Origin of the sequence: Grimontia sp. NTOU-MAR1 (assembly GCF_035758505.1) — a bacterium.
Taxonomy (GTDB): Bacteria; Pseudomonadota; Gammaproteobacteria; order Enterobacterales; family Vibrionaceae; genus Enterovibrio; species Enterovibrio marinus.
The window spans coordinates 797,385-814,772 of the sequence record NZ_CP142108.1 but is presented as its reverse complement, the minus strand read 5'-3'; the positions used below and the strand labels follow the sequence as shown (position 1 = coordinate 814,772).

16 protein-coding genes and 2 pseudogenes are annotated in these 17,388 nt (G+C 41.2%); 17 read left to right on the top strand and 1 reads right to left on the bottom strand.

Annotated elements, in window-relative coordinates; all coding sequences use genetic code 11:
* Positions 1-131 precede the first annotated feature (131 nt).
* From VP504_RS03630 to VP504_RS03575, 12 genes are all read left to right on the top strand, one after another.
* Positions 132-737 (top strand): glutathione S-transferase family protein, encoded by a 606-nt coding sequence (locus tag VP504_RS03630; RefSeq protein ID WP_325892869.1) that lies wholly within the window; start codon positions 132-134, stop codon positions 735-737.
* 125 nt (positions 738-862) lie between these two features.
* Positions 863-1,327, top strand: a complete 465-nt coding sequence (locus VP504_RS03625) for a DUF695 domain-containing protein (RefSeq protein ID WP_325892993.1) — start codon at positions 863-865, stop codon at positions 1,325-1,327.
* 184 nt (positions 1,328-1,511) lie between these two features.
* Positions 1,512-1,874 carry a hypothetical protein gene (locus VP504_RS03620; RefSeq protein WP_325892992.1) on the top strand — a complete coding sequence of 121 codons (363 nt, stop codon included), beginning with the start codon at positions 1,512-1,514 and terminating at the stop codon, positions 1,872-1,874.
* A 125-nt stretch (positions 1,875-1,999) separates the two neighbouring features.
* On the top strand, positions 2,000-2,467 hold the full coding sequence (locus VP504_RS03615; RefSeq protein WP_325892991.1) for a hypothetical protein: 468 nt from the start codon (positions 2,000-2,002) through the stop codon (positions 2,465-2,467).
* An 87-nt stretch (positions 2,468-2,554) separates the two neighbouring features.
* Positions 2,555-3,085: a hypothetical protein gene (locus VP504_RS03610; RefSeq protein ID WP_325892990.1), complete on the top strand. Its 531-nt coding sequence runs from the start codon at positions 2,555-2,557 to the stop codon at positions 3,083-3,085.
* 130 nt (positions 3,086-3,215) lie between these two features.
* On the top strand, positions 3,216-3,812 hold the full coding sequence (locus VP504_RS03605) for a class I SAM-dependent methyltransferase (protein ID WP_325892989.1): 597 nt from the start codon (positions 3,216-3,218) through the stop codon (positions 3,810-3,812).
* 602 nt (positions 3,813-4,414) lie between these two features.
* Positions 4,415-5,539: a hypothetical protein gene (locus tag VP504_RS03600; protein WP_325892988.1), complete on the top strand. Its 1,125-nt coding sequence runs from the start codon at positions 4,415-4,417 to the stop codon at positions 5,537-5,539.
* A gap of 100 nt (positions 5,540-5,639) precedes the next feature.
* Complete coding sequence (locus tag VP504_RS03595; protein WP_325892987.1) at positions 5,640-6,287, top strand: hypothetical protein; 648 nt, start codon at positions 5,640-5,642, stop codon at positions 6,285-6,287.
* A 140-nt stretch (positions 6,288-6,427) separates the two neighbouring features.
* A complete protein-coding gene (locus VP504_RS03590) occupies positions 6,428-7,177 on the top strand; it encodes a hypothetical protein (protein WP_325892986.1) in 750 nt (249 codons plus the stop codon).
* 210 nt (positions 7,178-7,387) lie between these two features.
* Entirely contained in the window at positions 7,388-8,110 is a 723-nt protein-coding gene (locus VP504_RS03585; protein WP_325892985.1) for a hypothetical protein, read from the top strand.
* Positions 8,111-8,262: 152 nt separating this feature from the next.
* Positions 8,263-9,249 (top strand): hypothetical protein, encoded by a 987-nt coding sequence (locus tag VP504_RS03580; protein WP_325892984.1) that lies wholly within the window; start codon positions 8,263-8,265, stop codon positions 9,247-9,249.
* Between the two features lie 573 nt (positions 9,250-9,822).
* Complete coding sequence (locus tag VP504_RS03575; RefSeq protein WP_325892983.1) at positions 9,823-10,203, top strand: hypothetical protein; 381 nt, start codon at positions 9,823-9,825, stop codon at positions 10,201-10,203.
* 343 nt (positions 10,204-10,546) lie between these two features.
* Here VP504_RS03575 and VP504_RS03570 read toward each other — a convergent pair.
* Positions 10,547-10,741, bottom strand: a pseudogene (locus VP504_RS03570) (IS110 family transposase); the annotation flags it as partial.
* Between the two features lie 8 nt (positions 10,742-10,749).
* On the opposite strand from VP504_RS03570, the pseudogene VP504_RS03565 reads away from it, so the two are divergent.
* The 5 genes and pseudogenes from VP504_RS03565 to VP504_RS03545 all read left to right on the top strand — a co-directional run bounded on the left by VP504_RS03565 (position 10,750) and on the right by VP504_RS03545 (position 17,380).
* Positions 10,750-11,899 (top strand): annotated as a pseudogene (locus VP504_RS03565) (IS4 family transposase).
* A gap of 900 nt (positions 11,900-12,799) precedes the next feature.
* Complete coding sequence (locus VP504_RS03560; protein ID WP_325892982.1) at positions 12,800-15,442, top strand: hypothetical protein; 2,643 nt, start codon at positions 12,800-12,802, stop codon at positions 15,440-15,442.
* Positions 15,443-15,457: 15 nt separating this feature from the next.
* Positions 15,458-15,739 carry a hypothetical protein gene (locus VP504_RS03555; protein WP_325892981.1) on the top strand — a complete coding sequence of 94 codons (282 nt, stop codon included), beginning with the start codon at positions 15,458-15,460 and terminating at the stop codon, positions 15,737-15,739.
* 14 nt (positions 15,740-15,753) lie between these two features.
* Positions 15,754-16,527 (top strand): ADP-ribosyltransferase, encoded by a 774-nt coding sequence (locus VP504_RS03550; RefSeq protein WP_325892980.1) that lies wholly within the window; start codon positions 15,754-15,756, stop codon positions 16,525-16,527.
* Positions 16,528-16,639: 112 nt separating this feature from the next.
* The gene (locus VP504_RS03545; protein WP_325892979.1) at positions 16,640-17,380 is read left to right on the top strand and encodes an ADP-ribosyltransferase; all 741 of its coding nucleotides are present in this window, start codon (positions 16,640-16,642) and stop codon (positions 17,378-17,380) included.
* The last annotated feature ends 8 nt before the right edge of the window (positions 17,381-17,388 follow it).

The following is a 17,388-nucleotide window of genomic DNA, read 5'->3' as shown; positions in this document are numbered from 1 at the left end:
CTATGTAATTGATAATATTGATGTAAGATGCGCGATGATACGATGGTTAGCGTACTAATCGGGCGTCTCGGTTTTGGACTAAACGGGCTTTATGCCCGCTAATAAGTTGTTAGGCATATAAAGGATTATAAATGCTCAAATTATACGAATTCGCCTTATCAGGTAACTGTTATAAAGTCAGATTAATTTTATCCTTTTTGGAAATGGAATATCAAAGAATTGCTATTGAAATCACAAAAGGTGAATCTAGGACAGCCGAATTTTTATCAATTAACTCAAATGGTAAAGTTCCCGTTTTAGAAATTCAAGATGATAATTTCCTTACTGAATCTAATGCTATTCTTTGGTATCTGGCAACAGACACATTTTTATTGCCATCCTCAAGGTTAAAACAGGCGGAAATACTAAAGTGGTTATCTTTCGAACAAAGTGGCCATCAGCCATTTCTTGCGGGTCCGCGTTATTGGATTTCAATTTTAAATGCAAAGGAAGAATATGAAACCCAACTTAATGAAAAGCGACCAAAAGGCTATGCTGCCTTAGATGTTATGGAAAAGCACCTTCAAAATAATGACTTTTTTGTAGGTGATAATTTATCTATAGCTGACATTTCTCTTTACGCATACACTCATGTAGCTCATGAGGGAGAATACAATCTTAGTAAGTACACTGCTATTAATCATTGGATTAAAAGAGTTGAAGGAACAAATAACTATATAACAATCACTCAAGTGTGAAAATGCCTAACAAGCGCTTCAAGGCGGACTCGCAAACGTGTGCCGATTTCGCTTCGCTCAAATTTTGGCACACGTTCACTCGCCGCTTAAGCGTGCGTTATGCATAAGATGGAATTTCTTGGACTATGGCTGATTGGGATTTCTATCAGGCGAATGTAAATGAAAAAATTGCGTCTATATACCTCGATTTAGATGCTCAATCAGATTTAGATCCAGGCACGTATTCTATGCTCTGTTGGCTCTTCATACGACTAAAGGTAGAAAGAGCAGATGGGCTAAGTCATGAAGATGAGTTCGATGTACTTTGTGACTATGAAGATAGGCTTGATGAGCATCTTAAAAATGGAAAAATAGAAATGGTTGGCAGAGTTACCACTGACGGTATGAGGCAGTTTTACTTTTATTCAGCTCCAAACTTTGATTTTGAAAGCAGCGTTAAAAAATTTGTATCCACATATAGCTCGCATCAGTATCAATTTGGTTGCATACCTGATCCAGATTGGAGTCAATACGAAAACGTATTATATCCAGGAGAGCATGGACTAGATCAGATAAATGAGCGCAGAGAAAATGCTGGAAGAAAACCTTGATGAATATATCGAAAATTTCGAGTCTTACATTCGGCCTAGCGAGCAATGCATAACAAGCGAATGAACGAGGGACGTTTACTCGTGGCGCATTTTTTCGTAGAAACGCTGTGATTCAGGCATTTCAATCAGTTTGGGCTAGTAAACGCCCGTTATTCGAACGTTATAAATACCTTAAGGATTGAGTATGGACGTTACATTTTTCGCAGAAAAAGAAGATTGTGATTTAAATAGTTTCGAAGAAGTCCCAGAAGGCTCAATTCTAGGTGGCGGGTGTTTTACCAAAGATCAAATTGGTGATTTACTTGGTTGCTTTGACTGTTCTGCATCCACTCTAAACGATAATCTATGGTTATTGCCTACGAGTTTTTCTGAACAACTAGTTACGATTGATGATGAGCAATTGAAAAATGCAGCAGTTCATTGGTCGGATGAACACTCATGGGTTAATACTAATGTTAACTCTATGGATTTAGCGGGTCATTTATTTGAATTGAAGTACGCATACTTATCTCATTCAAATAAAAGAGTTTTCGCACTATTTGAGTAAGTATTTATAACAAGCGCATTAATGAATGGACGCATAAAGCTTGGCTGGCGCTCGTTCCTCGCTAATTCTAGCCAAGCTTAATCCGCCCATTATGCGGGCGTTAGTGCTCAAGGAGAATTATCACCATGAAATGGATCGGGCCACTATTTACAAATGCTGGAGGTTGGTCCGCATATGTCTCTTATTTTGATGGCGAGTGGTACATAGACAAAGAAAACCCAATAAAAATAGGCGAAGGAAAATCTGGGTTAATGCTTTTACCAATAATGGAAAAAGGTTACGGAGAAGACTATGAGACTCAGCTGGAATTATTGAGAGCTGGATTAACCGAAAATGGTTTAAATTCAGAGTTGGCAGAAACATTCCCTTTCCACATTCCGGTAATATTCTCCTTCGAACAAAGAATGTCGAGCTGGGCTGAAATGGCTGTAGAATGGATTCCAAATATCGAGTTGTCCGAAGAATCGGCTCAATTACTATTCGAAGCTTCGCAAGATAAATTATACAACCAGCGTACTAGGCAGCTATTGCAAAAAGTCGTTAACAGCTGGTCCAAAGAGCGGGGATTTCAGTTTGTGCGTAGTCAGCACTAACAAGGCGCTGTTGTCGGACTGGTTTTCCGCTGCGCTCCAAACCAGCCGCGAAGCGCGGCGTTAGCTGTATACGTATATCGAGGTTTTATGGAACTTGAAGAAATTAAAAATGGTATCCCCGATTCGATTCCATGCCCAAAAGAGCTCGGTTTACTTGTAAATTGGGTTCAGCACAATGGGTATCCTATTAGTGGCTATTTTGAGCTACGAGCTGACGATGGGGATACTATGTTCTACTGGTTTGGCTTTCGTGATGTTGAAACTAAACTCGGCCAATTTGGTGCCGGCCCCGATGGCTCACTTTATTGCTTTTGGGACAATGGAATGGGTAATTACCCAGTTGTTCACATGGGCTCTGAAGGCGATGAGCTTAAAATTCTCGCATCAAATTTTGTTGATTTTTTGCGCTTACTGGCCATTGGGTATGATGAAATTGGATTTGATGATTTGAGTAAACCTCCTGTTGAAGATTGCTCAAATATTACATTTCAAAACTGGGTTACTGAAGAGTTTGGAGTTTCAATTCCTTCGGTAGGCTCAGTTATAACTGAACCTGCACAGTCTGCAAATCCTGATTTTGAAAAATGGGTTGATGCGGTGAGCGAAAAATACAGCTAACAAGAGCATGAACGGGACGTTTACTCGTAGCGCATTTTCCTAAAAACTGTGATTTAGCCGTTTCGATCAACTTCGGCTAGTAAACGCCCGTTATGCTGACGTTATGTACTTACAGGAAATTTTCGAAATTATGGATGACAAAACAGATAATTGGAAAAAGTACTACCAAAAGGCTCTCACTCGCCCACACGCTATGAGGACAGAATTAGCGATTCAACTAAATGAATCAGGTCTAAATGTCGCGGTCGACTGTGGCTGTGGGACAGGTAGTGACGTTGAGTATTTGTCGAAACAAGATTACAAGGTGTTTGGATTCGATGTAAATCAAGATTCCGTCACTATTTGTCGTGACAGGTTTGGCTCATTAGCTCAGGTAAATATTGAGCAAGCTTCATTTGAGACCTTTAACTATCCTGAGACCGGGGTAATTGTGGCTAATTCAAGCTTATTTTTTGCTGACCCACTTCAATTCTCTAAAACTTGGGCAAAAATTGAATCCTCGATAGCAATAGGTGGTGTATTTGCTGGCGATTTTATGGGTTTTAAAGACAGTTGGGCTCAAGGCTTTCGAATTCCTACGACAGCACTTACTGAACAAAAGGTCAGAGATTTATTTACTAATTTTGAAATCGTTAAGTTTTCAGAACGTGACGAACTCGGTAAAACAACTATAGGTGTTGAAAAGCATTGGCACACCTACGGGGTGGTTGCGATAAAACGTACATAACAAAAAGTTTAAGATGGATTCGCTAACGCGTGCTGATTTCGCTTTGCTCAATTTTAGCACGCATCGCTCACCACTTAACTTGTCGTTATGCAGTTAATACATTCGTGGTTGTGATTTGGATAGTATGGGTGAAGCACTCTTAGCAATTGTTGCGTTACTTTTCATTCTAGGCATTCCGGTGTTTATGGGATTTCTTGATGAAATCAAACTAAAGCATAAACGTGTTGAGTTGGAGAATTACGATTTGTTCAAGTTCAGAGCAGCGGGAAAGAACGTCGTTTGTAGTCACTGTAATAGTGAGTACTTTAGGCATACAAATTTTCTACTTAACACGAGGGCAGCTAGCTTCTTAGGTCTGGATTGGGCAAATAAAAGTACTACGTCGTTAGAGTGTATGGACTGCGGAAAATTAACACTTTTTGCCCAAGAAAAAGTTGTGAAACTTCATGACATATCCTGAGTCCGGATGCTTGCATAACAAGGCTATAAACGTGTCGCTTTGTCACTGCGGCAGCTTTTCAAAGTGTCATGAATACAAGGGATTAAAGCAGTTTTGGGTGGCTTGATAAGCGCCCGTTATTGCAACGTTAGAGCTATACAGCATGGAGATAAATTCAATTTTGGATGCTTTCACCAACACAAAACTCATAGCATCGCTATTTGCAATAGTGGGGCTTGTTGCTTGCGTAATTTTGATGTTTAAGAGTGACAGAAAGCTAGTTACCCAACTTCTTGGGGCGATTCTAGTAGTTTCTATAAGCTTTTCTGCTCATAGCGCATTAGTTTATACAATATCTGTATTTGTAATTGCTACGTTGGTTACCGAGCTTCAGTTCTTAGAAAAAATTGCGGCCCTAATTTGGAATCGAAAAGAGTATTGGGAATATCTAACAGGAAAGGCCAGTAGAGAAGATATTGAAGAAAAAGCACGAAGTGAAGTGGATGAAGAATTAGAGAAAGAAAGCATCGCTGGTACAGACGAGGTGGAGGCAGTAGAAGAGGTTGAAGAACCACCAACCGGCATTACGGATACCGAAGAAAAAAGCCCTCCGGTGGATAGAAATCAGCTTGTTAAACAAGCTTTGCAATTTGAAAGATCTGTATTAACTGCTTTAGACACAGGTAATATACCCTTCTCGCATAAATCCTTTCATAAAGAGCTTCGTATAAGTGGAAGCGGCAGGGGCTCGATTATTGATGGAGTTATAGAGACTAAAGATGTTCATTACCTCATTGAGGTTAAAAACGTCACTCGCCCTTCTGCTCTCATAAATGCCGTACATCAGATTGAATTCTACAAGACCACTTACGAGAATTATTTGCGAGAAAGAAACATTTCAGTAGCAGTCCAGCCTCTGATTATTGTCCCACAGGAGGCTAGCGCCCCAAGCAATTTTAGAGGCATTCCTGTAGCAAAATACGATGTCAATACCAAAGAGTTCTTCAATCTAAAGTCAACATATCCAGACTATCAATCACGCAATGTTGAGAATGTCACAGATAGCACCCTCAAAGAATTGTTGCTGAAGTTCCTGAAACGATATTCACGATGGGCTTTCTCTCCACTAAGGGTTCAGAAATGGGGAAGTAGGCAACCTGGATTCGAAAGCTTTGATCTCTATTCAGTAAATGAAATACGCGAAAAACTTGAGGAGATGTTGAGTGATAGCTTACTCGAAGAACGACAAAGCAAGAAAGGTAATAAGCTTTATCGAATCAAACTCTAACAAGGTGTTGCTATCGGACAAATTTTCCACTGCGCTCCAAATTTGCCGCAGAACACTGCGTTATGTAACAAATCAGCATTTCACTTATTTAAGAGGCTTTATGGAAAGTTCAGTTTTGCCAATTGTAGACATATATCCAATTGTAGAACCCGACTTTGGTGGCTCAGTTCTCTCACCTGAGGTACTAAATTCTGCTGATGAATATGCTGACTTTATAGCTTATTGCCGAACTCACGGTGCAATTCAAACTGAAGTGTCTGAAAAGCTAAGTAGTTTGTACGCTTACAAACAATGTAAGCGAAAAATGCTACGCCTGAAGGATGTACCAAACATAAATAAATACAGGAACCATCCGGAAAACTACTGCCAGGAAAGTGTGCAGAAAGAGCTTTTGAAAAATGGCCAATACTTGTCCCCGGGACAGCAACTATTTCATGGTGGGACTTTCCCATTGTTGAATGACAATGGCGAGCCAGTATTAAATCGTGAGTTCACGTTAACGAAACCATTATCAACTTCTTTTTGTGCCATGATCGCTGGGGCACATTCTGATACTCACTTGACTAAACACCTGTGGGTTATTTCTGTTTCTGAACACTGTAAAGTACCTGTTTACGTGTTTAGCAATGCTCAAAATCAGGTACAGGGTCGAGAACTCGAAGTCCTACTTGGTACAGGGGCAAGGATTAAGTGCACAAATGTTCGTCATAATGATCACTATGACATCTTGCAAATAGTTGTTACATAACAAGAAATTTAAGAGTGATTCACAACGCTCGGCGCTTTCACTTCAAGCAAGTTTAGTGTTTATGACACAATGCTTTAGGTCGGGTGGTTAGCGTTGTTCACACCTTAATTTGGCGTTATACAAACAAATGAGGAGTTTCGGTGTACAGCACAGAAAAAAAATTGGTTGATGAGTTATTTCATACGGCTGAGTGTGGAGAAAACTTGTTCGATCTCGCAATAGCCTCGCTGAATACTCAAATGAATGAGGAGTACGCTGTACTTAAGCGGGAGTTGGATACAGCTGAAAAACGTTACGATGACTGGAAGTCGGATTACGATGCAAAAAACCAAGCTACGGATGAGTACGTTGAATTTAGTATCGATGAGTACCATGACTTGGTTTTAGACTGCCAAGCATCACAAGCTCACAGCGAATACATTTCTGATCAAGTATTTGCTTTAGTGGAAATGCAAGTGATCTACTCATTTAAGCAGTTGGAAATTACGCTTAAGAGATTGTTATCTTTAGCTTTTGATAACGTTGACAAAAAGTCTTTATTCAATTGGAAATCTTTGAAAAAAGAGTATAACTCAAGAAATGTCAAAATAAGTGAGGCTGATAATTATGTGCCAATTAATCAGTTGCGTGTCGTTAACAATGCTCTGAAGCATTCTTCGAAAATCACTCAAGAAGTAAAAGACTTAGCAATTGTAGAGTTTCGTGACTTAGAGCTATTTGAATATGAATCACTGAACTCTTTTTATCAGCGTATTAAAGGTGACATAAAGATTTTCTTACTTTCAGTAGTTTGTATGCTTGTGAGTTCTCTAGGGTTATCTCACTTACACTGGAGAACCAACCCAAACAGAGATGAGACGTTTGAGTTTGATATGGATATACCGTTTTGAGGTAATGTCGAAATAATTTGTATAACAAAGCGTTTAAGACAGATTCGCAACGCTCGGCATTTTCAGTTTGCTTTGAATTTAGTGTTTACGGCACAATAGCTTAGATAGGGTGGTGGCGTTGCTCACTACTTAACGCGGCGTTAGACTGCTATCGAAAAATTCGGAAAAATTGTAGCGTAAGCACAAGAATAATAAATATATGAGCTGATCATGAGTATAGAGATTCAACATGACCGTAATACGGGTAAGACAGAAGTTAAGTATAGTAAGCACGTTATTAATACGATTGCGACCTCTTTGATCATAAGTGGGTTTGTGTCAATGTCCTCGCCATGGTGGCTTGGCTTAGTTATTGCCGGTTTAAACCAATTAAGTGTACCTGTTGCGGAAGACTCTCAATGGTTAATATCTGGAATTCAAATAGTGGTGGGGATCAGCTTACTATTATTTAAATATCTAGGTCTTGACAAGTGGGAGAAACAAAGAGCTATGGATTTAGCTACGATATCTAATGAAAAAGTAGATATCGAGCTTGTTAGAAAGTATTTCAACAATTTACTTGATGACCATTCGTATTACTCTAGTGCAGATAGCATGTTTTATCATTCCTATAGTTGTTTCTCAAAACCTGAAAGCAATCTTCAGTTCAAAAAAGTTCAAGAGGCATTCGATAGGTACGCTGAGTCAGCCAAAAAGCTTCATAATTTTGTTGGTTGTAACTTTTTTGTATATCCAAGCAATCAATTTAATGTACAAGATTATAGGTACTGTATGGCACCTCACCTAAATGAAGACCGTGATCTTGTGTTTCCAAGTGAGGAAAAATCACGTCAATACCGAGCATTATCTAAAGAGTTAAGTAGTAATGCGTATGAGGCTAAGGAATTATTCAATGATTTCATAGCGTTACTTAAAAGGGAAAACTTGTTGTAACCGCAGTCTAACAATCTGTTTAAGAGTGATTCGCAACGCTTGGAATTTTTGCTATGCGTTGCGTTTGGTGTTTAAGGTGGTATGCGGAAGCATCGGTATTGCGTTGCTCACACCTTAACAGGGCGTTAAGCCCCTTTGGCTTTGAAGGAACAATGAAGATATCAGTTTTACATAGACTCTATAACGCTTACGGTGGTCAGAAATCCATTTCAATGTCGGGTTACTGGTTGGAGCACAATTCACCGGAATTCGGCAGTGCGATCGATGAGATCGAGATAATCATGCATTTTTATCATGATGGCCCAGCGAGAAAATCATTGGAGTCCATGCAAGAGGAATTTCATCAGGCCTTAAAATCTCTGCCGAAGTCCAAGTTCCTTAGAAAGAAAAAGCGACTTACTCTGGAAATTGAAGGAACATTTATTGCCGGATATGAAATTGAGAGACAAAGCAAGCCTCCTATACAAATTAATCCGGCATGGGTTAAATCAGCACTTAACGCAATCGTAGAAGAACTGCCATTTCTAGAGAAAAAACTTAAGAAAAGTGATGATTTTGATTTCAAGAGTTTCAAAGCGTATTGCCATGATAGGTTGAGTGCTCTTCCTTCAACCATCGAAGAGCTGCAGCCGGTTTACGACGAAGTTCTTTCAGGTAGAAAAGCAGCATTTGAAAAGCTCGATCCCTGGGAGAAATTGGATATCAGCTGGGAGGAGTATCACGAGGCTGCCCGTATTTTGGTGCCAGACCCATTTCTCTGGAGTGTCACAGATGAATTTGCTCCAAATGGGAACGATACAGGAGCAGATACTCTGGAATTATTTAAAGAATGGAACAAGAAGAATAAAAGTATAAGCACGATGGAATTTTTATCTAAACTGATGGGTGATTGGGAAATAGATATTCAAAACCCTTACACAAGTGAATATTCATCGTACACATATTTTCAGGCTACTGTAGGTCTTGCCTTCGCTTCTGCAAAAATAAGAGGTGAATGTGAAGATGAACTAAAAAAAATAGCTGGTGCTGCGCTTGATCATCAGATAAACACAATATCCGGTGATGTTGGCTGGGAATTTAAAGATGAATGTGAGAATAAGCTGGCTATATGCAAGTCAACCATCGAAAAAATGGCTTAACAAAGTGCTGCTAGGGACAAACCTACGCTGCGGTTTGCCCCAGAGCACGGCGTTATGCAATTAATACATTCGTGGTTGTGATTTGGATAGTATGGGTGAAGCACTCTTAGCAATTGTTGCGTTACTTTTTATTCTGGGCATTCCGGTGTTTATGGGGTTTCTTGATGAAATCAAACTAAAGCATAAACGTGTTGAGTTGGAGAATTACGATTTGTTCAAGTTCAGAGCAGCGGGAAAGAACGTGGTTTGTAGCCACTGTAATAGTGAGTACTTTAGGCATACAAATTTTCTACTTAACACGAGGGCAGCTAGCTTCTTAGGTCTGGATTGGGCAAATAAAAGTACTACGTCGTTAGAGTGTATGGACTGCGGAAAATTAACACTTTTTGCCCAAGAGAAAGTTGTGAAACTTCATGACATATCCTGAGTCCGGATGCTTGCATAACAAGGCTATAAACGGGACGCTTTGTCACTGCGGCAGCTTTTCAAAGTGTTGTGAATACAAGGGATTAAAGCGGTTTTGGGCGGTTTGGTAAGCGCCCGTTATTGCGACGTTATGTTTACAAGGAGAGTATGGTGAATACTTGGATTTTTGCGGCAGGAATAATAGGGATATTTACTTCACTGGTACATATCTTTGCTGGTCAAGTGGATCCTGTTAGGCCATTTCTTAAATCTGATCTTCCAGACATACCGAAAGCTACCCTATTAGGTTGCTGGCACATGGTTTCAGCTATCTTAGTGATTTCGGGCTTTGCTTTAGCTTATATAGGTTGGTTCAACTTAAGCTCGTTTCAAAATATTGTCATTGGTATTTCAGTAAGTTTCGTTATTTTCTCTTTAGTTTTTATTGCTGTTGGGTGGTGTTTTTTTAAGTTTCAAGCATTCATAAAATTGCCACAATGGATTTTGTTATTACCAATTGGGATTTTAGGCCTTATTGGTGTAATGTAAACATAACAAGTTAATAAATAAGGACAAAAAACAGTTGGCTGTTTTCGTTCCTCAACATTTTAGCCAACAATTTTTTGCCCATTATTAGGGCTACATGGATTCCCCCGTTCGTCAAACATCCACTAGACTTTTGAAGATGGGTTTTGGACTGCCGCTCTACACTCGGCCTTTCACTGACTCACGTCATGGCCCTGATGACATTACGCGGTTGCAGTGCCTAATTCGTTAGAAGACATCAATGTGTCCGCCGCATTAACAGGCTCTCTGCAAATGGTCTTAACCTATCCTCATCAGCTGCGTCTGCAATGACCCGGTTGGTGTGTTTCCCTGCGCCGCCTCTTACTCAGGCGGCGTAGTCTTGATATTCGGTTTGGTTGTGTAACAACGCCCAGATAATGCGGGCGTTCTTAGCTGCCAGTGCGACAATGGCTCGGTTCATCCCTCGTCGTTCGAGGACGCTTCTCCCCCAGACACTAAGCCTGTCCTGTTTTTCCCCGAGGTTGGTTATGACGGCTCTCGCGCCGTGAACTAACAAGGTGTCCCACTATTCATAAAAACCGACTTCAATCTCTGCTACTTGCGACTGAGTCTGTACTCGATGGTGCTGACCTCACTCTTACCAAGCTCGGCCGTTCTCTCAATACCCGAACGACCACTAAGCACGCTATCAAGCGCATCGACAGACTACTGGGTAACAACCAATTACATCGCGAAAAGGAAGACATCTATAAGTGGCATGCCCGTCTTATTACTGGCGCCAACCCTTGTCCGGTTATCCTTGTTGATTGGTCTGATGTGCGTGAGCAACTCCGACATATGACGCTTCGTGCTTCTGTTGTCCTCGATAGCCGTGCCGTGACTTTGTATGAACAAGCCTTTGAATATAAGCAATATAATTCACCAAGTTCCCATCAGCGCTTTCTCGATAAGCTTCAAGATATTCTCCCCCCAAGGCGCCACGCCCATTGTGATATCTGATGCGGGATCCCGGAACACCTGGTTTCGCCAAGTCCAACAAAAAGGCTGGTTCTGGATTGGTCGTGTGCGGGGGGAAGTCTCAATAAAACTCAACCGCCAAGATTGGCAATGCAACAAAGCGCTTTACCACAAAGCCACGAGTAAACCGAATGACCTCGGGAGATGCCAACTCGCGAAACGCTCTCCGCTCGCTTGCCAAGCATACTTAGTAAAACAATCACCTAAAGGACGAAAAGCACTTCGTCATGCCCGCACAAGCTCAAAACACACTGCCTCGAAAGTCTTCGCCAAAAGTGCTAATGACCCGTGGCTACTTGTCACTAATATCCCCAATCAAACCCTCCATGCTGTGCAGATAACCCGTTTATATGCCAAGAGAATGCAAATTGAAGAAGCCTTCAGAGACCTCAAAAGTACCGCCTATGGAAAAGCGTTGCGGCACAATAGAACCCGTTGTGTGAAGCGGCTAGATATCTTACTTCTCATCGCTTTACTGGCTGACATTCTTCTTTGGTGGAATGGCCTTATTGCCAGCCAAGCGAAATGGCACTTCCACTTTCAAGCGAACACCATCAAGCACCGCCGGGTGCTATCCATTCCTCGGCTGGGAAAGGAGGTCAGAAATCATCGACGTTATGATATCAACGAACAGCAATATCACTGGGCTATGCTCGAATATCAAACGCTGGCACACAGTGCTGGGCTTGGAAAATTATGAGGGGATCCTTCAGCGCTTTGTCACTGCGTCAGCTTTTAAAAGTATTTTAATACAATGGGTTAAGGATATTTTGGGTGGTTTGATAAGCGCCCGTTATTGCTGCGGTCTCACTGCTACCTGTCGTTAGAGTGGCAGAAACGACTTACGAATTTGACCTCCTTGATAAGCCAATGATTGTTGTCGTAGATTCTCGCGGTGACAATGCCTAGAAATCGGACCAGATATCTAGAAGGTGAAAATTACCATAATCGAATACTAAATTAAAAAATATTTTTCAATAAAATCAGTGTGATATTAAATCCCTTTGCAGCTTTCGTTTATAAATTGTCCAAACTGAAATGTATAAATAAATGTGCAATATGTATTCACATGACCAATTAATTGGTATATCGTTCTATATGAGTACGGGGTGAAATGCGCAGGGGTGGTAGCGCGATTCCATGGGAGACAGCCCTTGGAGGATTGAAGATGGAGAGGCTGTTATTTGTGGTCACGCCCAGTCCGAACTCCTGTGAGCTTTAATGTTAAATTTATTATTGTCATAAGTGACGAATAACTTATAACAAGCTGAGATGAGGTGCATCACTACGACTAGATTTTTGGTTTGATTTTTATTGATTTTACATAAAAATGAAAATAACGACCTTGTAACCTTGATAGCTTCTACCTAGTAGACTGTCTTATACGCAGGAGGTAATAAGCACAACAACTAAAGTTTGGCATTGTATGAACTCAATAATGTCTCGAAATCTCCCAAAAAATTAATACTAAGTCTCTGCTCTCGCGGTTAATTACTAGAGCGTCTTAAATAAAAACGTTTAATTCCGGTTACGAATAAGTAATCGGTGGCTTGCTACTTTCTGAAATAAGTGAATAACTTCTCAAAGCAAGGATAATCAAATGAAGTTACGAAAATTGGTATTGGCTTGTGTCATTGCTTCCCCCTGTGTTGGTGCCTATGAAGTTTGTAATATTGGTGATGAATATAATGTATTGGATCGTGAGAGTTTCCACGATATACGTAAGTCAAATTACCGAAACTACAGTGAAGACCTAACGCCAGAAGATTTATTTTTATCTGCGCCAGAACACAACGCTGACATTCGACCTTCGTTTACTGAGGCAGATGAAGTTTTCCCAGAAACTGCATCTCTACTTGAGATCGGTCCTGCCAATGTTGCCGTTCTTGAATCCGAAGAGGCGGCGAGTCTGCTTGCGGCAATAGGGCGCTCGACTGCGGGTTTTGCCAAGGGCGCACTTGAAGCTTTAGGACCAGTAGGCGATACCATCGCTGTGGGTCTGTGGGCTAGTGATGTGGCTCAAGCCTTTGAAGATGAGACAAAAACATCGTACGACCGCTTTGCTACGGTGATGAGCCTGATTGACTGGTTTGGTGTTCTTAAGCTACCTGAGCGAGAAATTGATCGTAAGATTCTAACTGCTCGTTGGAATCGAGTTGCCGCGGGAGATCATTATAGTTTTACCGTTCATGACGACATCGTCACTCAACAAGATAAAAAAGATAAGCAGCATTGGGCGGATCTTGCATCCGGCCAACAACGCATGCTTGAAGCGCTAGCGAAGGGTTATGCCTCTGATGTGGCGCTTAAGTATCAGCAGCATTATCAGGAAGCGTTAAATGCACAAGTTGTTTTGGCAGAGACGCTGATTAACTCGGTTGAAAGCGAAGTTCAGAAAGCCATTTTTAATAAGCTCGCGCTAGAAGGCGCGAATGCCAGACTGTTTGCCTCTGATCTTGCTTCGACTTGCCGCAGTGAGATTGATGCGTTGTTGGCTTTGTACCCAGAGCAGGAAGAAAACAACACCCGGCCAATGTATGTACCATCGAAGCGGGAAGCCAATCGAGCTTTAGCGCGCTTGCAGCATTGCCAGCAAGACCATTTGAATCTGGCAGTGGCGATGCTTGATGAACTTAGAAATGGGGAAGTGGAAGGCTTAGAGCGTCAATCACTGCACCAACTTTACCGACAAGTTCTCAATGCAAAGATCAACATCGTCGAAACCGCGAACTCCCAGCTTGATGTGCTTAGAACTAAGTTAAAAGAAGAAATGTATGCAGAAGGCATGAATGCCATCGATCGTTTGTTTGATTCAGAAGCGGTTGCAAAAGCCCATCGCTATTTTAAAGACCAAGCTGATTATTTAGCGATAGATGAGATGTCTCGCAGTATTTTTGGGCGTCCAGCTACGGCTACTGAACGTCGTCAAAAGTACTTTGTTATCCAAGAAGGGTACGAGAAGTGTACTCGAATTGGGATACTTGGGGGTGACCCGAACTTCAGAGGGTGTACTGAGTACACGTGGATTCCTGCAGAGAAAGAGCATTATGACTCTGCAAAAGATGAAGTGATTTCGCAGATGGTGATGCCAAATCGCGATGTGATCAAGCGTGTCTTTTCTCAATCTATGGATGAGCTGATCAACGAAGGTTGGAGCTCTCAATATGAAGAGGCTTGGCTTGAGCAACAGATCCTAAGCTTTTCTGACAAGCAACGTATCATCGGAAACGCGGAAGCCGACAGAGCGCGGGTGATGCGTTGGATGTTTGATTCCAGCGCTGCAATGGAAGCCGAGTGTGGTGGTGTTAATGCTTGTGCCGCTTGGTCCTCTAGCTACCTAGAAAAAGAGAACCTTTCCCGCGAATCGTCATTGCGCTACATTGCTGATTGGCATGAAAGGAACAAAGACTCAGGGTATTTCGTTCATTCAAAGCGCTTGGCAAAACTGGAAGGTTTTATTCGTTCGGCATTGGAGAGCGAATGGCAAGCGATACATGTTAATGGTTTTTATAGCTACCTCTATCCAGGAAGTTTCGACCTTGATAAACATGCCCCTTTAATTGCCTCAGCACTTAAGGCTTCGAACTTAAATATTGGAAACCTTTCTGCTGCGTTGCCATTGGCGAAAGGCATTGTAAAAAGCCGCATTTTAGAGGCGATGAGTGTCGCTGACAGCAATGGTGAGGATTGGCTTGCTTCTCAGATTGGTGATTTCCAGAGATACATTGCCATTGTCCATGCGCAGAATATTTCTCCTGGTCACTACGCATCTGGAGAAATGGGGACGACCGCATTACTTTCCGAGCCTTTACCTGCGCACCTGCTGCGCTACTTAACGTTAGATGTCTATCATAATATTGACGAAAGTGACTCTGCTTATTACTACCCAGCAAACAGTCGTGAAGATTTGAGTTATGACGTGCGTTTACATGTCTCCATCGATGACTTATTTAACGCCAATTCTGAGCTGGGTAGAAAGCTGGATCTGCTTGTTCAAGTTAATGAGAACTTCACCAACCTACCTGGTCGAACTTGTGCAATTAATTACCCGCAACTCCGAGATGCCTTATTTAAGGTCTCAGGTGACGAATCATTGTATTGGTTGACACCATTTTCTGATTGGTTTGATAGCGTGAATCGTCAACAGTTAGGGCTGTTTAGTGCGATCCGATACGGAGCTGACAAGCAAAATACCTTAAATATCTCCTGTGATTTAAGCCCAAACGACCCTAGGTATTGGTAATAGGAGGAACAGACTATGTTGAAAGGTTTTTCGCTCCGTACTTTCTGTTTTTGCTTTGTAGTTCAAGTTGCGTTATTCGATACATTGAAAGCTCCTTTGCTAAGCAAAGTGCAAGTCGATGAACTGGCGTCAAAATTTTCTGATTTGGCAAAAACTTCCAGTGGTTGGCGATATAACTTGTTGACGGCGAATGAAGTGGAAGCGTTGATAGACTTTTCTGTCACCGTTTATCACCTAGCGAATGACTATTTAACAGTCAGGGGTACGTCATCATGGCGTTCTCTAGTTTGCGGTTGAGCGGGGAGCAAAATATGACCAGAAGAGCATTGGCTACACTTTTAACGATTGTCGTTCAGAGCCATGTATTTGCAGAAGATTTCGCTGAGTTTAAAGGGCGAGATTTGTCGCCTGTGCAGCAAGAACAGATGGCAGATGACCTGATGGATTGGTCAATCGTTCATCATGCAAAAGCAGAAAGAAAGATGGTCCCAGAGGAGTACTCGGCGATCGAACGTTATGGTCGCGTCGATCATGATGTTGTTAATGAGTACATGCGAGCTGGAGAACCGAATGAATTTCTGATGCCAGGATATGCTGAAGCTCTAAAAACGCGTGTTTCTCATATGCGGAGCGTAATGAATAAATTGCCTAACTTTAAAGGGACGGTCTATCGAGGCTCTTCAATTAAGAACAGTCTTCTGGAAAAGCTGAATGTTGGCGATATCTTGCATGAAAAGGCTTTCTTATCGACATCAACCATTCCAAGCGTAGCGAAAAACTTCTCCGCTACGGGAGTTTATCAGAACTTGTCTGCTGCTCAATTCAAAATTGATTTGAAGTCATCAGGGCGAGCAATCAATGCTTATACGTTCAAAGCATACGAAGCTGAAATCTTAGCGAAGCCTAACACTTATTTTCGTGTTGAAGCGATTGAGAGAATTTCAGCGGAACAGAATTACATAAAATTAAGGGAAATAAAAAATCCTTCTAAATACTTAAAGGCTGAGCCAGATATAAATATTTACGATAGCTTTAGTGGAGATGAAGTGTCACTTCGAACCCGTTCAGCATTGTATTGTCTTTGATGTCCATTACCTCTCATGAAATCTTTATGAGAGGTGTTATTTATAAAATAAGTGGTCGATAATCTCCCAGTTCTATTGTTGTGGCGATTTTTACGTATATTGGTAAATAAAAATGAAACCTATGAAATTATTATTTTGCTTATTAATTCAAGTTTGTTTGTGTTCTCACTCAATGGCAGGTTTGAAGTATAATGATAAATATTACAGTAGTTCAGATATAGAAGAGATTATGGAAATTATGTCTGAGCCTGGCATTGATGATTATGGGGAATTTAACAGACTAAGAACAGAATTATACGAACAAGCTGATGTTCAAAGAGGTCTTCTTTCGGAAGAACAAGCCGCAGCACTGGCCGAATACCAAGACTATGCTTTTGTATCGACTCGAGAAAGCTTTATCTCGGGAGTTTTTGATGATGAAACCCTGAATACCATTGATCATATAGATTCAGCTTTTGAGAGTGGCGCTAAGTATCAAGGTGTTACCTTTAGAGGCGAACGTGAACTGGGGGCTTATATGTCAGACATACAAGTTGGGGATATTGTTAGTCCTAGCTCTTATATTTCAACATCCATATCAAAAGATGCTGCCTATAACTTTCATTCTGGTCAGCTTGCAAGGTTTGAACTTCAACAGGGTAAAAGCGGTATTGTATTACCAAGTGTTATTGATGGCGAGTTGGAGGTTCTTATTAATAGAAATTCTTACTTTGAAGTGACAGCTATTAAAACGAGTTATATGGGGACTCACGTTGTTTATCGAGAAATTGATCCAAGCTCTGTGGGCAATAAGAAAATAAAAGATATGCATAGCGGAGAAGAAATCACAGCCGCTGAAGCTTGCGCTTTTTAAAGTCATCG